This window comes from Stenotrophomonas sp. CASM106 (assembly GCF_049384825.1).
In the GTDB taxonomy this organism is placed as follows: domain Bacteria; phylum Pseudomonadota; class Gammaproteobacteria; order Xanthomonadales; family Xanthomonadaceae; genus Stenotrophomonas; species Stenotrophomonas muris.
In genome coordinates, this window is sequence record NZ_JBMRFS010000011.1 from 93,541 (window position 1) to 114,766 (window position 21,226).

The following is a 21,226-nucleotide window of genomic DNA, read 5'->3' on the forward strand; positions in this document are numbered from 1 at the left end:
TTGAACGAAGGTTCCGCCGAGGCAGTGGTTTCGAATGGAACGGTCTTCCGGCACCCCGGGGAACGCCCCTGACGAACCTCGGACAGGCAGTTGCGCGGATGTCCCCCGAACCCAGCCATGAAGCGATTGACAACGATGTCACCCGGATCTGAAACTCGAGCGATGCACGACACCCTCTTCCTGTTCGGTGCCACAGGTGATCTGGCCCAGCGCTACCTGTTCCCTTCGCTGCTTCGCCTGCTTGGCGACGGCCTGCTGCCGGAGGACTTCCGCATCCGTGCGCTGGCCCTGTCCGGGCATGACACCGAAGCCTTCCATGACATCCTGCGGCCGCGCCTGCAGCAGGCCATGCCGATGGCCACGCAGGACGACATCAGCGCCCTGCTGCGTCGCATCGACTACCGCTCTGTGGACCTGCGCGACGTCGACTCGGTTGCCGCCGCGGTCGCCGACCTCGTGCACCGCAAGTGCGTCAGCTACCTCGCCATCCCGCCGGGCCTGTACATCTCCACCTGCGAAGGCCTGGCCAAGGGCGGCGCCCTCGCCGCGCCGGCACGCCTGATGCTGGAAAAGCCGATCGGCAGCGACAGCGAGAGCGCCGAGGAAATCATCAGCACCATCGGCCAGTGGATCGACGAGGACCGCGTGTTCCGCCTCGACCACTACCTGGGCAAGGCCGCGGTGCAGAACCTGATCGCACTGCGCTTCGGCAACACGCTGCTGGAAGCGGTGTGGAACCGCAACTACATCGAATCGGTGCACATCCTGGTGGCCGAAAGCGAAGGCGTGGATGGCCGCGATGCCTATTACGCCCGCTCCGGCGCACTGCGCGACATGGTGCAGAGCCACATCCTGCAGCTGCTGTGCATGGTGGCGATGGAACCACCGGCATCGCTGGAAGCCGATCGCATCCGCGACGAGAAGGTCAAGGTGCTGCGCGCCCTGCGCCCGCTCGATGCCCGGCACGCCGCGCGTGACAGCATCCGTGGCCGCTACACCGCCGGCACCATCAATGGCCAGCCGGCACAGGCCTACCAGCCGCCGGAAGGCAGCGACGTGGAAACCTTCGCCGGTGTCACCGCGCATATCGACAACTGGCGCTGGAGCGGCGTGCCGTTCCACCTGGTCACCGGCAAGCGCCTGCCCGAGCGCACCACCCGCGTGGTGGTCACGCTGAAGCCGGTCACCCACTGGCTGTTCGAGCGCCCGCAGCGCGCGCAGGCCGCACCGAACCGCCTGGTGTTCCAGCTGCAGCCGCAGGAAAACATCGAACTGGGCCTGATGAGCAGCCTGGCAGGCCCGGAATGGGGCGCGCTGGAGCTGCATCCGCTGGAGCTGGAACTGTCGGTGCCGACCGGCCTGCACCGCCGTATCGCTTACGAACGCTTGTTCCTGGATGCCTTCAACGGCAACCACACGCTGTTCGTGCGCGATGACGAAGTGCGTGCGGCCTGGGCCTGGATCGACAGCGTCGCCGACGCCTGGAAGGACGCCAAGCTGCCGCTGGAGCCCTACCCCGCCGGCCAATGGGGCCCGGGCAATGCGGGCGGGTTCCTGCCGCAGGACCTGGACGCGCCCGACAGCGGAGCGTCGGCATGAGTGCCAGCTCGCAGCCAGTGCTGGTCGCCGACATCGGTGGCACCAACGCGCGCTTCGCCCTGGCCGACACCTCGCTGGACGCACCGCTGCAGAAGGACAGCATCCGCGAGTACGCGGTGGCGGAGTTCCCGTCGCTGGGTGATGCCGCGCGCCACCATCTGGAACAGATCGGCGCCACGGCAAGCCGCGGCGTGTTCGCCGTGGCCGGTCGCGTGGATGGTGACGAAGCACGCATCACCAACCATCCGTGGGTGATCTCGCGCAGCCGCACCGCTGCCATGCTCGGGTTCGACGAACTGCACCTGATCAACGACTTCGCCGCGCAGGCGATGGCGATTTCGCTGCTGCAGCCCGATGACGTGGTCCAGGTCGGTGGGGCTGCCTGGGTACCGGGCAAGCCCGGCCAGCCACGCAACTACGCGGTGATCGGGCCCGGTACCGGTCTCGGCGTCGGCGGCCTGATCATGCGCCACGGCCGTTGCTATCCGCTGGAAACCGAAGGCGGCCATGTGAGCTTCCCGCCGGGAACCCCGGAAGAGATCCGCATCCTGGAGATCCTGTCCGAGCAGTTCGGCCGCGTCTCCAACGAGCGCCTGATCTGCGGCCCCGGCCTGGTCAACATCCATCGCGCCGTGTGCGAGATGGCCGGCATCGATCCGGGCCAGCTGCAGCCGGTGGACGTGACCGCCCGCGCCCTGCACGGCGATCCGCAGGCGATGCGCACCGTGGATGTGTTCTGCGCCGTGTTCGGCGCCATTGCTGGCGATCTGGTGCTGACCCAGGGCGCCTGGGACGGCGTGTTCCTGACCGGCGGGCTGACCCCGAAGATGCTCGATTCGCTGCAGCACTCCGGTTTCCGCCAGCGCTTCGAGCACAAGGGCCGGTTCTCTTCCATCATGGCGCGCGTGCCCTCGTTGGCGGTGATGCATCCCCACGCCGGACTGCTGGGCGCCGCCGCCTATGCCGCCGACGCCGAACGTGACGCACCTGGAGTTGCCGCATGAGCCCCACCACCTTCCACGACGACCGCATCGAGTTCATCAACCATGGCGATGCCGATGGCTGGATCGAAGCCGTTGCCGCCGAGATGGCGCACACCCTCAACCACGACATCAACGAAGTGGGCCGCGCCCGCATCCTGCTGTCTGGCGGCACTACACCGGCGCCGGTCTACCAGGCGCTGGCCGAGTTGGACGTGCACTGGGACCGGGTGGAAGTGAGCCTGGCCGACGAGCGCTGGCTGTCGCCGCAGGATCGCGACAGCAATGCCTGGCTGGTGCGCGAGCACCTGCTGAAACGCGCCGAGGGTGCGCATTTCGATCCACTGGTGCGGATCGGCAAGCCCCTGCCCGAATGCGTGTACACCGCCAACCTGCAGGCACAGCACAGCCAGCCGCCGAGCCTGGTGGCACTGGGCATGGGCAACGACGGCCACACCGCCTCGCTGTTCCCGGGCTCGAAGGACCTCGCCCGCGCACTGGAAAGCACCCTGCCCTATGCCGCGCTGGATGCCACCGGCTGCCCGGGCGCGAACCAGTGGCCGCTGCGCATCACGCTGACCCCGCATGGGCTGCGCCAGTGCCGACAGCGCCTGCTGCTGCTGCGCGGCAAGCAGAAGCTGCAGGTGCTGCGCCAAGCGTTGGACAGCAACGACGCCCAGCAGTATCCGATCCTCAACGCGATCAACCTGGAAGGCGCGCGCCTGCGCGTCCACTGGGCTGATTGATGTCGGCGGCGGTGCCCTGCCGCCGCTTGCCTCTCGCCACCTTGAACGCCGGTAGCCAATGAGCCTCCATCCGCAATTGCAAGCCATCACTGAGCGTGTCATCCGCCGCAGCGCCGCCTCGCGTGCCGCCTACCTGGCCGCGATCGACGCCTCCCTGCGCGAAGGCCCGTTCCGCAGCCGCCTGAGCTGCGGCAACCTCGCCCATGGATTCGCCGCCTGTGGCGGTACCGACAAGAGCCGCCTGCGCGGCGGCGTGACGCCGAACCTGGGCATCATCACCGCCTACAACGACATGTTGTCGGCGCACCAGCCGTTCGAGACCTATCCCGAGCAGATCCGCGAGATCGCCCGCGAGCTGGGTGCTACGGCACAGGTGGCCGGCGGCGTGCCGGCGATGTGCGACGGCGTCACCCAGGGCCGCGGCGGCATGGAACTGTCGCTGTTCTCGCGCGATGTGATCGCCCAGGCCACTGCGATCGGCCTCAGCCATGACATGTTCGATACCACCGTCTACCTCGGCGTGTGCGACAAGATCGTGCCGGGCCTGCTGATCGGCGCGCTGGCCTTCGGCCACCTGCCGGCGGTGTTCGTGCCGGCCGGCCCGATGACCCCGGGCATCCCGAACAAGCAGAAGGCGGAAGTGCGCGAGCGCTATGCCGCCGGCGAAGCCACCCGCGAAGAGCTGCTGGAAGCCGAGTCCGCGTCGTACCACGGCGCTGGCACCTGCACCTTCTACGGCACCGCCAATTCCAACCAGGTGCTGCTGGAAGCGATGGGCGTGCAGCTGCCGGGCGCATCGTTCGTCAATCCGGGCACGCCGCTGCGCGATGCCCTTACCCGCGAAGCCACCGAACGTGCACTGGACATCACCGCGCTCGGCGACGACTTCCGTCCGCTGGGCCGGATCATCGATGAGCGCGCGATCATCAACGCGGTCATCGCGCTGATGGCCACCGGCGGTTCGACCAACCACACCATCCACTGGATCGCAGTGGCGCGTGCCGCCGGCATCGTGCTGACCTGGGACGACTTCGACGAACTGTCGCAGCTGATTCCGCTGCTGGCCCGCGTCTATCCGAACGGCGAGGCCGACGTGAACCGTTTCGCGGCCGCTGGCGGACCGGCCTTCGTGTTCGGCGAGCTGATCAGGGCGGGCCTGATGCACGGTGACCTGGTCAGCGTGGCGCGCGGCGGCATGGCCGACTACGCGCGCGAGCCGCAGCTGCGCGACGGCCAGCTGGTCTACCTGCCGGGCCTGCAACACAGCGCCGATGACGAAGTGGTGCGTGGCGTCGACAATCCGTTCGAGCACCAGGGCGGCCTGCGCCTGCTGCGCGGCAACCTGGGCAAGTCGCTGATCAAGCTGTCGGCGGTGAAGCCGCAGTACCGCACGATCGAAGCACCGGCCGTGGTTGTCGATGCGCCGCAGGTGCTGAACAAGCTGCATGCCGGCGGCCTGCTGCCCGAGCACTTCGTGGCGGTGGTGCGTTACCAGGGCCCGCGTGCCAACGGCATGCCGGAACTGCATTCGCTGGCGCCGCTGCTGGGGCTGCTGCAGAACCAGGGCCGGCGCGTGGCGCTGGTCACCGACGGCCGCCTGTCCGGCGCCTCGGGCAAGATTCCGGCGGCGATCCATGTGACGCCGGAAGCGGCGCGCGGTGGTCCGCTGGCCAAGGTCCGCGAGGGCGACATGATCCGCCTTGATGGCGAGGCCGGCACGCTGGAAGTGCTGGTGGACGCGGCCGAGTGGGCCGCGCGTCCGCTGGCCCCGAACACGGCGCCTGCCGCGCATGACCTGGGCCGCAACCTGTTCGCGATCAACCGTCGCGTGGTGGGTCCGGCTGATCAGGGCGCGATTTCGATTTCGTGCGGGCCGGCGGCGGCCGATGGCGGGCCGTGGGAATACGACGCGGAGTACGAGCTGGGGCACGATGCCGCAGCGGCGGCGGCGCCGCATGAGGCAAAAGACGCCTGAAGCGAAAAGCGGCGGCAGGCTTCCCGGCCTGGGCAGTAGAGCGCCCTGGCCGGGACACGCCGTAAACCCATCCATGGGGGCTCGGTCGCGGCATCCATGCCGCTCACGGTCCCGGCCAGGGCGCTCTACTGCCCTTGGACAATTCCCGGCGCGTCATTTGCGCTGCGGCCACTGAATCTAGAAGAGCAAAGGCAAGGGCAAAAGCATGGGTATCGAACAACATCAGGTGAAGGCGGCGGAGTTGTTGCGTGCGGCGGGCATCCTGCCGGTGGTGACGATTCATACGCTGGACCAGGCGCGTGCGGTCAGTGCGGCGTTGCTGGAAGGTGGCCTGCCGGCGATCGAGTTGACGCTGCGTACGCCAGTGGCGATGGAAGCATTGGCGATGCTCAAGCGCGAGCTGCCGGACGTGGTGGTGGGCGCCGGCACGGTGCTGACCGTGGAGCAGATGCAGCAGTCGATCGATGCGGGCGCGGACTTCCTGGTGACCCCGGGTACGCCACCGGCGCTGGCCGATGCGCTGGCGGCGGCACCGCTGCCGGTAGTGCCGGGTGCGGCCACGCCGACCGAACTGCTGTCGCTGTATGCGCGCGGCTTCCGCGTGTGCAAGCTGTTCCCTGCCACCGCCGTGGGGGGGCTGGCGATGATCAAGGGTCTGGCCGGCCCGGTTGCCGACCTCAAGCTGTGCCCGACCGGCGGCATCACCGAAAACACCGCCGCCGAGTACCTCGAGCAGAAGAACGTGGTCTGCATCGGTGGTTCGTGGATGGTGCCGGGCAGCTGGATCGCCGACGGTCAGTGGGACAAGGTGCGCGCCAGCGCCGCCGACGCCGCGAAGATCATCAAGCGCGTACGCGGCCACTGAGCCCGACACAGCTGTAGAGCCGAGCCCACGCTCGGCTCCAGCATCATCGGGGGTCAGAGCCCTTTCCCACCGGGAAAGGGATCCGACCCCGGGCGACGAGCGCGCACAGCGCGCGACCCGCTCCCGCCTTTCCCTTCTTCTTTCCGCGGTGGACGCGCACGGAACCTGTCCGTGGCCGGGCGGATGGGCTGTGCAGGGGCGTGAGCCGCATGGGCCCGAGGCACGCCTCGGGCGGGTTGGGTAGGACGCCCAACCCTGGCCTTGCCGTGTGCGCAGGACAGCGCACACGAGCAAGCGGCGACCGAGCTTACATGGACGTACTTGCAGCGCCCCCTGCACAGCCCATCCGCCCGGCCAACCACCACAATCCAACCGCACCACCACCGCGAGGGGCTCAGCCGTTGGCCGAATCCCTTACAGCGGCCGTGCCGGATCCACCAGCCCGTACTGGCTGGCCATGCGCGCCAGCGCGATGTTGTCGTGGATCCCCATCTTCTCGAACAGCCGCGCCTTGTGCGTGTTCACCGTCTTCGCGCTCAGGCTCAGGCGCCGCGCGATGTCTTCCTGGCGCAAGCCCTGGGTCAGCAGCAACGCCACTTCCAGCTCGCGCGGCGACAGGCTGTCGAATGGAGAGCCGTTGCCTTCAACGGTCGACAAGGCCAGGTTCTGCGCGATGCTGGTGCCCAGGTAGCGACGGCCCATGGCCACATCGCGCACCGCACGCAGCAGCTCCTGTGCATCGCAGCCCTTGCCGATGTAGCCCGCAGCCCCGGCTTCCAGCAAGCGCTTCGGCAGCGGCCCGTCTTCCAGCACCGACACGATCACCACGCGGGTGTTGCGATGGCTGCGGACGATGCGCTCGGTCACCTCCATGCCACTCACGCCGGGCAGGTGCAGGTCGCACAGCACCACGTCCGGCAGCAGCTGGCGGACGTCGCGCAGCGCATCTTCGCCGGTCTCGGCTTCGCCCACCACCTCGATGTCGGTCTCCCCCGACAGGATCATCTTCATCCCGGTGCGGACCAGTGCGTGGTCATCCACCAGGTAGACTCGAATCGTCATTCACGTACCTCTTCGAATGCAGCCATTGCAGGTCAAGCTAGGCAGGGCGCCGATACCCCTGCAAGCACGTTCGAGATGCGACCCGGGCATTCTGCCTTGCGCATCACAGTACCGCGCGTTGTGCTTGCCCCCTGTCTTGCAGAACCTGCTGCAACGAAACAACTGATCTATTACGTAGACGCCCCGGAGGGGCCATCCACGTCAATCCCCCTGTGATGATGCTTCGCTGGCCGTCGCTGGCGGCGAATCCTGACGTCGCCAAGGATGCCGGCGACTGAACATGACCAGATAGCACCCTACCACCCAAACCAGCGCGGCACACCATCCGGCCAGGATATCGGAGGGGTAATGCACGCCCAGATAGACCCGGGAGACGCTGACCAGCAGGCTGAACGCGGGCGCCAGCAGCAGCACCGGCCAGCGCCAGCGGGTGTTCCAGGCCAGCAGCACCAGGGTCACGGCCAGGGTCATCGAGCCCATCGCGTGGCCGCTGGGAAAGCTGAACGTCGATTCCGGCGCGATCGATTCCCACAGGCTGGGGCGCTGGCGCTGGAAGAAATGCTTGCTGCCCATGTTCAGCAGCGCCGAGCCGACGAAGCTGACCGCCACGAACGTGGCCTCACGCCAACGCCGGTAGCCCAGCAGCACGCCGATGATCAGCACGTCGGCGGGAATCAGGAACCATTCGTAGCCCAGCCTGGAAATGAGCACGAAGAAGCGGTCCAGCAGCGGTGAGTGCAGGCCATGCATCTGCCACAGCAGCGGCGCATCGAAATGGAACGATTCAAACTCGTGCACTTCGTCGGCCAGGGCGACGAAACCCGCCAACGGCAGCAGCACGCCACCGAACAGCAGCACCAGGCGCCAGGCATTGTGCGCCATCCAGTGGCGGAAACCGGAGGCGGACTCCGGCGCAGCGAGGATCGCAGGCTTATCCGGCGCTTCGGACATATTTGTGTTCGACGTAATCGTCGATCAGGGCGACGAACTCCTGGGCGATGTTCTCGCCACGCAGGGTCACCTTCTTCTCGCCATCGACGAACACGGGCGCGGCCGGGGTTTCGCCGGTGCCCGGCAGGGAAATACCGATGTTGGCGTGCCGCGACTCACCCGGCCCATTGACGATGCAGCCCATCACCGCCAGGGTCATGTTCTCCGCACCCGGATGGTGGATCTTCCACAGCGGCATCTTCTCGCGCACGTGGTTCTGCACCACCTTGGCCAGTTCCTGGAAGAACTCGGAGGTGGTGCGGCCGCAGCCCGGACAAGCCGTGACCAGCGGCGTGAAGGCACGCTGGCCGGTGGTCTGCAGCAGTTCCTGGGCGACGATCACTTCCTGCGTGCGCGACTGGCCCGGTTCCGGGGTCAGCGAGATGCGGATGGTGTCACCGATGCCTTCCTGCAGCAGCACGCCCAGCGCCGCCGACGAGGCGACGATGCCCTTGCTGCCGATACCGGCCTCGGTCAGGCCCAGGTGCAGGGCAAAATCGGAGCGCTGGGCCAGGTCGCGGTACACCGCGATCAGCTCCTGCACGCCACTGACCTTGGCCGACAGCACGATGCGATCGCGCGGCAGGCCGAGCTCCACCGCCTGCTCGGCCGAATCCAGCGCCGAACGGATCAGCGCCTCGCGCAGCACGCGACCGGCATCCCAGGGCTGCTCGCGCAGGTTGTTCTCGTCCATCAACTTCGCCGCCAGGGCCTGGTCCAGCGAGCCCCAGTTGGCACCGATGCGCACCGGCTTGTTGTAGCGGATCGCGAACTCGATCAACTGGGCGAACTGCAGGTCCTTCTTCTTGCCGAAGCCGACGTTGCCCGGGTTGATGCGGTACTTGGCCAGCGCTTCGGCACATGCCGGCTCGGCGGTCAGCAGCTGGTGGCCGTTGTAGTGGAAATCACCGATCAGCGGCACGTCGATGCCCATCATCGCCAGCTTGTCGACGATGCGCGGGATCGCCGCAGCGGCTTCCACGGTATTGACGGTCAAACGCACCATTTCCGAACCGGCCCGCCACAGCTCGGCCACCTGCTTCACGCTGGAGGCCACGTCGGACGTGTCGGTGTTGGTCATCGACTGCACCACGACCGGCTTGCCTCCGCCTACGGTGACCCCGCCGATCTGCACGGCATGGGTCTGGCGGCGGGGCCAGGAGGTGGCATCGGAGGGAGGAGTCGGGCGGGTGACGGCGTCGTGCATGGGCGCATTCTACCGCCCGCCCCCGCATTCCGGGTGACTCGCATTCAGCCGGTGGCACGGCTGCGGCCGATTGTCGCAGGCACAGCCGCCCGTGAACGCATACGATGAGCGTGAATGACCGGTCCCGACGCCCCGTTTCTCCGTACCCTGTGCAGCCTGCGCTGGCTTGCCGTAGGCGGCCAGGCCGCCACCATCCTGGTTGCCACCTGGGTGCTGGGCCTGCCGTTGCCGCAGCTGCCGCTATGGGCCGGCGTGGCGGTGCTGGCCCTGTTCAACATCTATACCCAGTTGCGTCCGGACGCGGCTGACACCGCACCGCTGACCGCGTTCGGCCACATCCTGGTGGACGTGATCATCCTGACCTGGATGGTCGGCTGGAGCGGCGGCATGGCCAACCCGTTCAGCTCGCTGTTCCTGATCCTGATCGCGCTGGCCGCGTTCGCCCTGCCCCTGCGCTGGGCACTGGCGGTCGCACTGGCCTGCCTGCTCGGCTACGCCGCCAGCGGCATCTTCGGCCAGCCATTGCCGGACGGTTATTTCCGCGCGCAGGACCTGAATCGCTGGGGCGTGGTCGCCAACTTCCTGATTTCCGCCGCGGTGGTACTGGCCTTCTCCACCCGGCTGGCGCTGGCCCTGCGGGAGCGCGAACTGGAACTGTCGGCACTGCGCGAGCGCTTCGCCCGCAACGAGGGCATCGTCGCGCTGGCCACCCATGCCGCCTCGGTGGCGCATGAACTGAACACGCCGCTGGCGACCATGACCCTGCTCGCCGACGATGTGGCCGAGCGCAGCGAAGAGCCGGAAGTGCGCGAGGACATGGAAACCCTGCGCGAGCTGCTGGTGCAGTGCCGGGAGCGCGTGCTGGCGCTGGCTGCTCCGGCCTCGGCCGACGCACCGGGCCGCAGCCATTCCAGCGCACAGCAGGTGCTGGAGCAATGGCGCCTGGTGCGGCCGACCATCGACCTGCACCGCAACGATGATGCGCCACTGCGGCTACCGCTGGACCCGGGCGTTGGCCATCTGCTGATGGTCCTGCTCAACAACGCCGCCGATGCCGGCGAGAAAGCCGGCCGGCCACGCGTGGACCTGGACCTGCGCATCGAAGGCGACGACCTGATCGGCGAAGTCCGCGACTACGGCCATGGCTTCGACGCCCGTGCCGCCGTGCTGCCGGGCAAGCTGTTCGGCAGCAGCAAGAGCGAGGGCATGGGCGTCGGCCTGGCCCTGTCCCATGCCACCATCGAACGCCTCGACGGCGAGATGTGGATGCGCCCGGCCCAGGGGGCCGGCAGCCGCGTCGGCTTCCGCCTGCCGCTGGCCCCACGCGAGGACACCCCATGAGCCTTCACCATTCCACCCTGGGCCTGCTGGTCGACGACGACGAGCTGTACCTGCGTACCCTGCAACGCAGCCTGGCCCGCAAGGGGCTTGAAACGCAGACCGCACAGGATGCCGCCAGTGCGCTGGCGCTGGCCCGGCAGCATCCACCGGCGTTCGCGCTGATCGACCTGAAGCTGGGCAGCGATTCCGGCCTGGCACTGATCCAGCCGCTGCGCGCGCTGCGCGCGGACATGCGGATCCTGCTGGTGACCGGCTACGCCAGCATCGCCACCGCGGTGGAGGCGATCAAGCTGGGTGCGGATGATTACCTGCCGAAGCCGGCCACGGTGCCGATGATCCTGCGCGCCCTCGGCGAGGAAGACGACGGCCCGGCCGACGATGGCGAAATGGAAGTGCCCGATGCGATGACGCCGATCAGCCGCCTGCAGTGGGAACACATCCAGCAGGCGATGCACGAGACCGGCGGCAATGTGTCAGCGGCCGCGCGCCTGCTCGGCATGCACCGGCGCTCGCTGCAGCGCAAACTGGCCAAGCGGCCAAGCCCGGAGCGCGACCCGAGCCGGTGACGCGGTAGTGCCGGCCGCTGGCCGGCAACCCATCCGCTGCGGTAGTGCCGGCCGCTGGCCGGCAACCCATCTGCTGCGGTAGCGCCGGCCGCTGGCCGGCAACCTCATGAACGATTGAAGCATCACCTGGATGCCGGCCAGCGGCCGGCACTACCAGAGCATCAGCGCTTCAGCTGCGCCAGGATCTCGCGGGTCATCGGATCGGCAACCGCCACATCCTCGCCCTGCAGCGCCGGCAGCAGGCCACTGGCCAGTTGCTTGCCGAGCTCGACACCGAACTGGTCGAACGCGTTGATGTTCCAGATCACCGACTGCACGTACACGGCGTGTTCGTACATGGCGATCAGCGCACCCAGTGCCTGCGGGGTCAGCGCGTCGAGCAGGATCAGCGTGCTCGGCCGCCCGCCCGGGTAATCACGGTGCGGATCGTCGCTGCTCTGGCCATTGGCCAGCGCCTCGGTCTGTGCCAACAGGTTGGCCAGCAGGGCCTGGTGATTGATCGTGTAGGGATCATCGTTGTGCACACAGCCGATGAAGTCGGCCGGAACGACGCTGGTGCCCTGGTGCAGCGCCTGGAAGAAGCTGTGCTGCACATCGGTGCCTGCCCCACCCCACCACACCGGCACGGTGTCGGTGGTGACCGGCGCACCATCACGCTGCACGCGCTTGCCCAGGCTTTCCATCACCAGCTGCTGCAGGTAGGCCGGCAGCAGCGCCAGACGCTGGTCGTAGGTCATCACCGCATGCGTGGCATGGCCCAGCAGGTTGCGGTTCCAGATGTCGGTCAGGCCATGCAGCACCGGCAGGTTGCGCTCCAGCGGTGCATCCAGCGCATGCGCATCCATCTGTGCGGCGCCTTCCAGCAGCTGCTCAAAGCGCTCGAAGCCGATCGCCAACGCGATCGGGAAACCGACCGCCGACCACAGCGAATAGCGGCCACCCACCCAGTCCCACATCGGCAGTACGCGATCGGCGGCGATCGCGAAGGCCTTGGCGGCGCGATCCGGATTGGCGCTGACTGCATACAGGCGCTCGCTGCCGCCCAGCCAGTCGTGCAGGATCTGGCCGTTGAGCAGCGTTTCCTGCGTACCGAAGGTCTTGGAGATGAGGATGCCGGCGGTCTTGGCCGGATCCAGCGTGGCCAGCGTGCGCTGCATGGCGGCGCCGTCCACGTTCGAGACGAAATGCACGCGCAGGCGCGCACCGCTGACCGGACGCAGCGCGTCGGCGACCAGGCGCGGGCCAAGGTCGGAACCACCGATGCCGACGCTGACCACATCGGTCACGCCACTGTCTTCCAGCGCGCGCACCAGCACGCCCATGCGCTGGCGGATCCCGCGCGCGGTGGCATAGGCCTCGGCCGCCACCGGCGCATCGACCACATCGCCGCGCAGCGCGGTATGCAGCGCGGCGCGCCCTTCGGTCAGGTTGACCTGTTCGCCGCGGAACAGGCGCGTGATGGCACCGCCGACATCACGCTCGGCAGCCAGCGCCAACAGCGCCTGCAACGCCGCGGCATCGTATTTCTGCCGGGCGAAATTGACGTACAACGGACCGACCCGCAGCGCCAGCTCCTGTACACGGCCGGGTTCGGCGGCGAGCAGGCTGGGAATGCTTGCGCCCTTCAGGCGCTGGGCGTGGGAATGCAGCGAGTCGAATCCGTTGTTCGTTGTCATGCGGCCTGGGTCGGGATCGTGTCGTTGGTGTGGGTGATCTGGTTGTTGCCATCAACGTACACCAGCTTCGGCCTGAAGCTGTCAGCTTCCTGCTCGGTCATGCTGGCGAACGCGGCGATGATGATGATGTCACCGACCTGCACGTGGCGCGCAGCGCCACCGTTGAGCGAGACAACGCCGCTGCCGGCTTCGGCGCGGATGGCATAGGTCGAGAAACGCGCACCATTGGTCACGTCCCAGATGTGCACCTGCTCGAACTCGCGGATGCCGGTGGCAGCCAGCAGGTTGTCATCGATGGCGATCGAGCCTTCGTAGTTCAGCTCGGAATGGGTGACGGTGGCGCGATGGATCTTGGTCTTGAGCAGGGACAGGTGCATGGGGGCGCTGCAACGGCAAAGGAAAGAGCGGATTCTAGCACCCGCGCAGCGCGGGGCATCACGGCCGGCAACCTGTTCAGGTAGGCGGTGAAACCGGGGTCAGAACCCTTTTCCCCTGGAAAAGGGATCTGACCCCATGCATCGCGCGGCGCCGCCGGAACTCAGAACTCCAGGTTGTCGATCAACCGGGTGGTTCCCAGGCGCGCGGCAATCAGCGCCACGCGGCCACCGCCGTCGAAGGTCGGCTCGGCCAGCTCCGGGGTGCGCAGCACCGCGTAGTCGACCTGGAACCCGGCTGCCTGCAATGCGGCCGTGGCGTCGGCTTCGATGCGATCACGTGCCTGCCCCGCCACGTAGCCCTCGCGCATGCCCAGCAGGGTGCGGTGGATGGTGGTCGCGACCGGGCGCTGTTCGTCGCTCAGGTACTGGTTGCGCGAACTCTTGGCCAGGCCATCCTCGTCGCGCACGATCTCAGCACCGACGATCTGGATCGGGAACGACAGCTCGGCCACCATCTGCCTGATCACGGCAAGCTGCTGGTAGTCCTTGCGGCCGAACACGGCCACGTCCGGCTGCACCTGCAGGAACAGGCGCGCCACCACCGTGCAGACGCCATCGAAGTGCCCCGGGCGGCTGGCGCCTTCCAGCACTTCACTGACACCCGGCGCGTGCATGCGCGTGGTCCTGTCCACGCCCAGCGGATACATCGTCTCCACGCTGGGCAGCCACACGGCATCGCAGCCGACCTGCTCCAGCCCGGCCACGTCGGCCTCGGGCGTGCGCGGGTAGCGACTGAAATCCTCGTTGGGGCCGAACTGGGTCGGATTGACGAAGATGCTCGCCACCACCTTGTCGGCGTACTGGCGGGCCAGGGTCACCAGCGAATGGTGCCCCCCATGCAGGTTGCCCATGGTCGGCACCAGCGCCACGCGCAGGCCCTCACGCTTCCACTGGGCGATCTGCTCGCGCAACGCGCCGAGCTCGTTGAAGGTCTGGATCATTGGGCGTAGGCGTGCTGTTCGTCGGGGAAGCTGCCGTCGCGCACCGCGTCGGCAAAGGCACGGGTGGCACCGGCCACCGAGCCACCTTCGGCAAGGAAATCCTTGACGAACTTGGGACGGCGATGGCCACTGTCCAGGCCGAGGAAATCGTGCAGCACCAGCACCTGGCCATCGCACTGCGGGCCAGCACCAATGCCGATGGTCGGCACATCCACCGCAGCGGTCACTTCGGCAGCGACCGGGGTCGGCACGCATTCGAGCACCATGATGCTGGCGCCTGCGGCGGCCACGGCCCTGGCGTCCTCCACCAGCTGGCGCGCAGCATCGCCGCGGCCCTGGATCTTGAAGCCGCCCAGTCGCAGCACCGACTGCGGGGTCAGGCCGAGGTGCGCGCAGACCGGAATCTCGCGCTCGACCAGGTAGCGGATGATGTCGACCTTGAAGCCGGCACCTTCGATCTTGACCATCTCGGCACCGGCCTGCAGCAGCTGCAGCGAGGCATCCAGCGCGCGTTCCGGGGTGGCATCGGCGCCGAACGGCAGGTCGGCCACCAGCAGCGCACGCTGCAGCACGCGGGCCACGGCCCGGGTGTGGTAGACCATGTCGGCCACGGTCACCGGCAGGGTCGAATCATGACCCTGCACGACCATGCCCAGCGAATCGCCGATCAGGATCAGATCGACGCCGTTGGCATCGAAGGTGCGGGCGAAGCCGGCGTCGTAGGCGGTCAACATGACCAGCTTCTGGCCATTGCGCTTGGCCTCGGCCAGGGCGGGAACGGTCCAGGGCTTGCTGTCTGCGTGGGTGCTCATGTGCTGATAACCGGGGGAGATAACCCGGGCATTATCACCCTATCGGCGCGATCCCGCAGGCATCGACCTGCATCACTGCATCCTGCACGCGTCCATGGCCAGGAATTGTAAGTTCCGGCGCGATTTCGGCCAGCGGCACCAGCACGAAGGCACGCTCGTGCAGGTACGGATGCGGCACCTTCAGCCCAGGCTGGTCGAGCGCCTGCGCGCCATACAGCAGCAGGTCCAGGTCCAGCGCGCGCGGGCCCCAGTGCACTGCCGGATCACGCGTGCGACCGAAGCGCTGCTCCAGCGCCAGCATGGCCTGCAGCAGCTCATCGGCCGGCAAGGTGGTTTCGACCGAGGCCACCGCATTGACGAACGGCGGCTGGTCTTCATTGCCCCAGGCCGGCGTTGCGTAAAGCCGCGAGGCCTGGCGCAGCCGGGTCCCGGGCAGGCCGTCCAGCGCGGCAATCGCCGCGCCGACGGTGGCGGCCGCGTCGCCGAGGTTGGCGCCGAGGCCGATCCAGGCAAGGGTCATCGCCTACTCGCCCGCTGCACCGGCCGGGGCACCCGGACGACGGCGGCGACGGCGGCGCTTGCGCGGCGCTCCGCTCTCGTCATCGCCATCTTCGCTGTGCATCGCATCCAGCGACGATTCCAGCTCACGACCGGACTGCGCCTGCGCTTCGCGCCAGAACTCGACATCGGCGGCGTGCTCGGACGACGCCACCTGGCGCAGGCTGAGGAAATCGAACGCGGCACGGAAGCGCGGATGAGTCAGGGTGCGGAACACGCGCTTGCGCTGGCGCGAGCTGAAGCGCGACTGCAGCAGCCAGATTTCCTGCATCGGCAGCGAGAAGCGGCGCGGCAGCGCGATGGTGCTCAACTGCTGCACGGTGACGCGGTCGGCGGCGCGGCGCTGCGCCTCTTCCGGTGCCACGCCCTGCTTGAGCAGGGTCGCCTGTGCACGGCAGAACGCCGGCCACAGCAGCAGCGCGAACAGGAACGCCGGCGAGACCGGTTCGTCGTTGGCCACCCGCGCATCGGTATTGGCCAGGCCCTCGACCAGCATGCGGCGCAGCGCGCCGGTGCGGTTGGCTTTCAGCGCCTTGGCGCTTTCCGGGAACAGCACGTCGAGCAGGCCGTAACGCTCAAGGCCTTCGAAGCTGGCCACGCCGTGTCCGGACAGGAACAGCTTGAGCACTTCCTCGAACAGGCGCGCTGGCGCGGCTTCGTTGAGCAGGCCGGCCAGGTGCGGGATCGGCGCGGCAGTACCCTCTTCGATCTGGAAGCCGAGCTTGGCCGCCAGGCGCACCGCTCGCAGCATGCGTACCGGGTCTTCCTGGTAGCGCTGCACCGGGTCGCCGATCAGCTTCATCAGGCGCGCCTGCACGTCCTCGAAACCACCGGTGTAGTCGCGCACCGAGAAGTCCTCGATGGCGTAGTACAGGGCGTTGCAGGTGAAGTCGCGGCGGATGGCGTCGTCTTCGATGGTGCCGTACACGTTGTCGCGCACGAGCATGCCGTTTTCCATCTCGCGGTCGCCGCTGCCGTCATCGCTGTTGGCACGGAAGGTGGCGACTTCGATGATTTCGCGACCGAACACTACGTGGGCGAGGCGGAACCGGCGGCCGATCAGGCGGCAGTTGCGGAACAGCTGCTTGACCTGCTCGGGCGTGGCGTCGGTGGCCACGTCGAAATCCTTGGGTTGGCCATTGACCAGCAGATCGCGCACCGCGCCGCCGACAAGGTAGGCGCCGAAGCCGGCATCGCGCAGGCGGTAAAGCACGCGCAGGGCGTTCGGGCTGATGTCCTTGCGGGAGATCGTGTGCTGGTCGCGCGGGATGACGCGCAGGCTGAACGGTGATGTAGCAGAGGAAATGATGTTGGCGCTTCCGGTTGAAGTTTCGGGATTGCCCAATGGCATCGAGGTGCATATACTAGCGCTCCTGCCTCGGCAGCGACACAGTTACGCTCCCTTCGTCTAGTGGTTAGGACGTGGCCCTCTCAAGGCTAAAACAGGGGTTCGAGTCCCCTAGGGAGCGCCAGTCGCCGCAGCAGGAACCGAAAAAGCCCGCCTTGTGCGGGCTTTTCTGTTTTCCGGGATTGCAGTGATTGCGGTCGGGTTGGTCGCTTTGGCGCCTCCCTGCAATCGGCTCGAGCCGGTGGGGTCACCCAGGGCAGGACACGCCGTGAACCCATCCATGGGGGCTCGATGGCGCCATCCTTGGCGCCAACGGTCCTGCCCTGGGTGACCCCACCGACTCTGGACGGTTTCCCGCCAGCTGCGGCAACAACCGACCAGCGCTTCGCCGCATCTGCACGCACCATGAAACTGTCCGGAGGGGGCCAGATCAGCCTGCCCCCTCACACTCTGGACAAGCAGGCGCCAACGGAACGCAACCGAAGCCAGTCGCCGTCAGCCTTCCATCTGCTCCAGCTCCTTGCCCTTGGTCTCGCGCACGTAGCGGACCACGAAGACGATCGAGAGGATCGCCGCCACCGTATAGATGCCATAGGCCCCGGCCAGGCCGATGCCGGCCAGCAGCATCGGAAAGGTCACGGTGATCGCGAAATTCGACGTCCACTGCGCCGCACCGGCAACAGCCAACGCCGGGCCGCGGATCTGGTTGGGGAACATCTCGCCCAGCATCACCCACATCACCGGGCCCCAGGACATGTTGAAGAACACCACGTAGACATTGGCGGCGACCAGCGCCAGCCGCCCCATGCCATCGGACAGCTGCAGGCGCCCGCCGGCCAGGCTGCCGCTGGCAAACGCCACCACCATCAGCACCAGCGCCACCAACATGCCGACCGAGCCGACCCACAGCAGCGGCTTGCGCCCGATGCGGTCGATCAGCAGCACGGTGAGCAGGCAGGCGCCGATGCTCAGCGCGCCGGACAGCACATTGATCAGCAGTGCGTCGCTTTCAGAGAAGCCCACCGCCTGCCACAGCACCGCGCCGTAGTAGAACACCACGTTGATGCCGACCAGCTGCTGGAACATGGCCAGGCCGATGCCCACCCAGAGGATCGGGCGCAGCCTGCCGGTAGCCCTGCTGCGCAGGTCGCCGAAGCGCGGCTTGTGCTGGTCCTGTGCCAGGCTGGCTTCGATCTCGGCCTGCTTGGCCCGGGCAGCGGCCTCGCCGTACAGTCGCGACAACACCGCCCTCGCCTGCCCCTGGCGGCCCTTCAGCACCAGGAAGCGCGGGCTTTCCGGAATCACCAGCAGCAACAGCAGGAACAGCGCGGAGGGCAGCGCCTGCATCCAGAACATCCATCGCCAGGCTTCGTGGCCCAGCCACAGCGGCTCGGTCGAGGCGCCGGCGGCGCGGGCCAGCAGGTAATTGCTGAGGAAGGCCGCGAACAAACCGCAGATGATGGCCATCTGCTGCACCGTGGCCAGCCGGCCGCGATAGCGCGCCGAGGCGACTTCGGCGATGTAGGCCGGTGACATCACGCTGGCCGCCCCCACCGCAAAGCCGCCCAGCACGCGGGCCGCGATGAACAGCCAGGACGCGTGGGCCGCCCCGGCGCCCAGCGCCGAGACCAGGAACATCAGCGCGGACACGATCAGGACACCACGGCGCCCCAGGCGGTCGCCCAACCAACCGGCCAGGAAGGCACCGACCGCGCAGCCCAGCAGCATCGAGGCAACTTCGAAACCCAGCGCCGCCTCGCTGGAGTTGAAGGCCTGGCGCAGGCCATCGACCGTGCCGTTGATGACACCACTGTCGAAGCCGAACAGGAAGCCACCAAGCGTGGCCACGCAACTGATCAGGACGATGAACGCCGTGTTTTCACCACCGTGGGAGGCGGTGCGGGACGGGGCCTGGGACATGGACGATCCTGCTGGGAAGGGAGCCCGGCCACCAGGACCGGTTGTCGCGCAGCCTCGCACACGCCCTGCCGTGCCGCCAATGGCCGCGCCTGCCAGACGCCCGTTTTCCGCCCCATCCCGACACCGGGGGCCAACCTGTTCTAGAATTGGCGGGTTCAGGAATCGATCCACCCCCAGCCCATGCCCTTTGTCGTCACCGAAAACTGCATCAAGTGCAAACACACCGATTGCGTGGAAGTGTGCCCCGTGGATTGCTTCCACGAAGGCCCGAACTTCCTGGTGATCGACCCGGATGAGTGCATCGACTGCACCCTCTGCGAGCCGGAGTGCCCGGTCAACGCGATTTTCCCCGAGGACGACGTCCCCGCCGGCCAGGAAGGCTTCGTTGCCCTCAATGCCGAGCTGGCGAAGGAATGGCCGGTGCTGACCGTGCGCAAGGACCCGCCCGCCGACGCCGGCGAATGGGACGGCAAGCCGGACAAGCTGAAGCTGCTGGAGCGCTGAGAAGCGCCCGCGGCGGCAACGAAAAAGGGCGCCCATGGCGCCCTTTTCTGTTCTCGGTAGGTGCCAACCTTGGTTGGCACAAAAGCGCCGACCAAGGTCGGCCTCTACCAAGGCACGTCTTCCGGTAGGTGCCAACCTTGGTTGGCACGGAAGCGCCGACCAAGGTCGGCCTCTACCAGGGCGGCCCTTACTGAGCCAGCTTCGCCTTCAGCGCGGCGATCAGCTTCACCGGCGCTTCGGCGGTGGCCGGCAGGCCACGCGGGTCGACCGCGGAGACGTAGGCACCTGCATCAACCGCCACCACGCGGACCAGGAAGTTGCTGCCTTCGTAGGCCACGTCGTACGAGCCCAGCAGCTGCGCGCGGCTGGCAATGGTCACGCCTTCCACGCCTTCCAGTGCGGTACCGACCTTGGCGAAGGCTTCATCCTTGCCACCGGCAATGGTGAAACCGGTGTTGCCCACCGCCGGGGCTGCGGCGACCGGCGCCGCCGGCTTGGTGGCCGAGGCCAGTGTCGGCACCTTGTTGTCGGTGGTGGCGTTGGGCAGGTTCAGGTCCGGCGGTACTTCCAGCGGGCGCATTTCCGGGGCCAGGGCGTAGTCGCCCTTGACGCCACGCTTGAAGCAGCCGGTGGTGCCGGCCGCAACAGCTACAGCAAGCAGGGCGTAGGACAGCACGCGGACAGTGGAAACGGATTGACGCATGTGAATCTCCTGGGTCAGACCAAGACGGAAGGTCAGTGGCTGGAAAGGGCTTCGAGGGCGGCGATGTCGCCGGCAAGGTGGTCGGCCGCGGGATGATGTGCTGCCGACAGCGGCAGCAGCGGCAAGCGCAGGTCATGGCCGATGCCGATGCGGCGCAGCAGCGCCTTGACCGGGATCGGGTTGGGTTCGACGCCACAGAAATCATGGAAGGGATGCAGGCGCGCGTCCCACGACTCGGTGGCTTCGTGGTCGTGCGCGGCAGCCAGCTCGCACATCCGGCGATACGCGCCCGGAAGCACGTTGGAACCGACCGAGATCAGGCCATCGATGCCGGCCCGGATCGAACGCGCGGCGGTGCCGTCGTCGCCACTGAGCACCGCGAACGTCGGGCTGCGCAGCGCCAGCAGCGCCTGCACCCGGCCGGTGTCACCCACCGCTTCCTTGATGCCGACGATATTGGGGTGGCTGGCCAGCTCGGCCACGGTCTCCGGCTGCATGTCGCAGCCGGTACGGCCGGGCACGTTGTACAGCACGACCGGCAGCCCTCCCTGGTCGGCCACCGCGCGGTAGTGCGCGATCAGGCCAGCCTGGGTCGGCCGCACGTACGGCGGGGTGACCACCAGCGCGTGGCTGGCGCCAAGGGCGGCGGCACGGCGGGTCTGTTCGATGGTCTTGGCGGTACCCGACAGGCCGGTACCGGCCATGACCGGAATGCGGCCGCCGATGCGTTCGACGGCGCTGGCCAGCAGCTGGTCGTACTCGGCATCGGTCAGGGTCGCCGCTTCGCCGGTCGAGCCAGCCACGACAACGCCATGGACGCCACCCTCCAGTTGCAGGTGCAGCAGGCGCTGCCAACCATCGGGATCGAGGGCGCCGTCGGCCCGGAACGGGGTCGCCAGCGCGGTGATGAGGCCGGAAAGGGACAAGGACGTGCTGCTCTTGGCTGGGAAGGGAAACGCCCGCCACGAAAGGCTGGGGGCGGCCTGAATGTTACTT

Annotated in this window: 20 protein-coding genes and 1 tRNA gene; 9 read left to right on the plus strand and 12 right to left on the minus strand. The window is 67.8% G+C overall.

The genetic code is table 11. From position 1 onward, the window contains the following. The first annotated feature begins 162 nt into the window (after positions 1–162). From zwf to VG556_RS19685, 5 genes are all read left to right on the plus strand, one after another. Positions 163–1,599: a glucose-6-phosphate dehydrogenase gene (gene zwf / locus VG556_RS19665; RefSeq protein ID WP_014646761.1), complete on the plus strand. Its 1,437-nt coding sequence runs from the start codon at positions 163–165 to the stop codon at positions 1,597–1,599. Next, a complete protein-coding gene (gene glk, locus VG556_RS19670) occupies positions 1,596–2,603 on the plus strand; it encodes a glucokinase (RefSeq protein WP_014646760.1) in 1,008 nt (335 codons plus the stop codon). The genes zwf and glk overlap by 4 nt, the downstream gene beginning before the upstream one ends. Beyond that, positions 2,600–3,325, plus strand: coding sequence for a 6-phosphogluconolactonase (gene pgl, locus VG556_RS19675; RefSeq protein ID WP_014646759.1), 726 nt, complete (start codon positions 2,600–2,602; stop codon positions 3,323–3,325). The genes glk and pgl overlap by 4 nt, the downstream gene beginning before the upstream one ends. Before the next feature lie 58 nt (positions 3,326–3,383). Then, positions 3,384–5,300 (plus strand): phosphogluconate dehydratase, encoded by a 1,917-nt coding sequence (gene edd / locus VG556_RS19680; RefSeq protein ID WP_032958604.1) that lies wholly within the window; start codon positions 3,384–3,386, stop codon positions 5,298–5,300. A 205-nt stretch (positions 5,301–5,505) separates the two neighbouring features. Then, positions 5,506–6,165: a bifunctional 4-hydroxy-2-oxoglutarate aldolase/2-dehydro-3-deoxy-phosphogluconate aldolase gene (locus tag VG556_RS19685; protein ID WP_014646757.1), complete on the plus strand. Its 660-nt coding sequence runs from the start codon at positions 5,506–5,508 to the stop codon at positions 6,163–6,165. Positions 6,166–6,579: 414 nt separating this feature from the next. On the opposite strand, the gene VG556_RS19690 is transcribed toward VG556_RS19685, so the two are convergent. From VG556_RS19690 to ispG, 3 genes are all read right to left on the minus strand, one after another. Further along, a complete protein-coding gene (locus VG556_RS19690) occupies positions 6,580–7,227 on the minus strand; it encodes a response regulator (protein ID WP_005416124.1) in 648 nt (215 codons plus the stop codon). Positions 7,228–7,428: 201 nt separating this feature from the next. Further along, positions 7,429–8,178 (minus strand): phosphatase PAP2 family protein, encoded by a 750-nt coding sequence (locus tag VG556_RS19695; protein WP_032958602.1) that lies wholly within the window; start codon positions 8,176–8,178, stop codon positions 7,429–7,431. Continuing rightward, positions 8,159–9,424 carry a flavodoxin-dependent (E)-4-hydroxy-3-methylbut-2-enyl-diphosphate synthase gene (gene ispG / locus VG556_RS19700; RefSeq protein WP_041863307.1) on the minus strand — a complete coding sequence of 422 codons (1,266 nt, stop codon included), beginning with the start codon at positions 9,422–9,424 and terminating at the stop codon, positions 8,159–8,161. The genes VG556_RS19695 and ispG overlap by 20 nt, the downstream gene beginning before the upstream one ends. 114 nt (positions 9,425–9,538) lie before the next feature. Here ispG and VG556_RS19705 point away from each other — a divergent pair, with 114 nt between their 5' ends. Next, positions 9,539–10,765, plus strand: coding sequence for an ATP-binding protein (locus VG556_RS19705; protein ID WP_032960817.1), 1,227 nt, complete (start codon positions 9,539–9,541; stop codon positions 10,763–10,765). Beyond that, positions 10,762–11,331 carry a response regulator transcription factor gene (locus VG556_RS19710; RefSeq protein ID WP_012510702.1) on the plus strand — a complete coding sequence of 190 codons (570 nt, stop codon included), beginning with the start codon at positions 10,762–10,764 and terminating at the stop codon, positions 11,329–11,331. Before VG556_RS19705 ends, VG556_RS19710 begins: the two co-directional genes overlap by 4 nt. A 161-nt stretch (positions 11,332–11,492) precedes the next feature. Here the strand turns inward: VG556_RS19710 and pgi are convergent, their stop codons facing one another. The 6 genes from pgi to pcnB form a co-directional block, all read right to left on the minus strand. Further along, the gene (gene pgi / locus VG556_RS19715) at positions 11,493–13,007 is read right to left on the minus strand and encodes a glucose-6-phosphate isomerase (RefSeq protein ID WP_049406249.1); all 1,515 of its coding nucleotides are present in this window, start codon (positions 13,005–13,007) and stop codon (positions 11,493–11,495) included. Further along, positions 13,004–13,384, minus strand: coding sequence for an aspartate 1-decarboxylase (gene panD / locus VG556_RS19720; RefSeq protein ID WP_014646751.1), 381 nt, complete (start codon positions 13,382–13,384; stop codon positions 13,004–13,006). The genes pgi and panD overlap by 4 nt, the downstream gene beginning before the upstream one ends. 161 nt (positions 13,385–13,545) lie before the next feature. Next, positions 13,546–14,385: a pantoate--beta-alanine ligase gene (gene panC / locus VG556_RS19725; protein WP_014646750.1), complete on the minus strand. Its 840-nt coding sequence runs from the start codon at positions 14,383–14,385 to the stop codon at positions 13,546–13,548. After that, positions 14,382–15,197 (minus strand): 3-methyl-2-oxobutanoate hydroxymethyltransferase, encoded by an 816-nt coding sequence (gene panB, locus VG556_RS19730; RefSeq protein ID WP_014646749.1) that lies wholly within the window; start codon positions 15,195–15,197, stop codon positions 14,382–14,384. Before panB ends, panC begins: the two co-directional genes overlap by 4 nt. 34 nt (positions 15,198–15,231) lie before the next feature. Beyond that, complete coding sequence (gene folK, locus VG556_RS19735; protein ID WP_100449799.1) at positions 15,232–15,717, minus strand: 2-amino-4-hydroxy-6-hydroxymethyldihydropteridine diphosphokinase; 486 nt, start codon at positions 15,715–15,717, stop codon at positions 15,232–15,234. A 3-nt stretch (positions 15,718–15,720) separates the two neighbouring features. Further along, a complete protein-coding gene (gene pcnB, locus VG556_RS19740; RefSeq protein ID WP_100449798.1) occupies positions 15,721–17,100 on the minus strand; it encodes a polynucleotide adenylyltransferase PcnB in 1,380 nt (459 codons plus the stop codon). Between the two features lie 52 nt (positions 17,101–17,152). Here pcnB and VG556_RS19745 point away from each other — a divergent pair. Further along, positions 17,153–17,227, plus strand: a tRNA-Glu gene (locus tag VG556_RS19745). A 371-nt stretch (positions 17,228–17,598) separates the two neighbouring features. Here the strand turns inward: VG556_RS19745 and VG556_RS19750 are convergent. Then, positions 17,599–19,023: a sugar porter family MFS transporter gene (locus VG556_RS19750; RefSeq protein WP_100449797.1), complete on the minus strand. Its 1,425-nt coding sequence runs from the start codon at positions 19,021–19,023 to the stop codon at positions 17,599–17,601. A 180-nt stretch (positions 19,024–19,203) separates the two neighbouring features. On the opposite strand from VG556_RS19750, the gene fdxA reads away from it, so the two are divergent. Further along, positions 19,204–19,527, plus strand: coding sequence for a ferredoxin FdxA (gene fdxA, locus VG556_RS19755; protein WP_005409054.1), 324 nt, complete (start codon positions 19,204–19,206; stop codon positions 19,525–19,527). A gap of 187 nt (positions 19,528–19,714) precedes the next feature. Here fdxA and VG556_RS19760 read toward each other — a convergent pair whose 3' ends face one another. Next, positions 19,715–20,230, minus strand: a complete 516-nt coding sequence (locus tag VG556_RS19760) for a hypothetical protein (RefSeq protein WP_100449796.1) — start codon at positions 20,228–20,230, stop codon at positions 19,715–19,717. A gap of 32 nt (positions 20,231–20,262) precedes the next feature. Next, positions 20,263–21,156 (minus strand): 4-hydroxy-tetrahydrodipicolinate synthase, encoded by an 894-nt coding sequence (dapA, locus tag VG556_RS19765; protein ID WP_032960833.1) that lies wholly within the window; start codon positions 21,154–21,156, stop codon positions 20,263–20,265. Positions 21,157–21,226 lie beyond the last annotated feature (70 nt).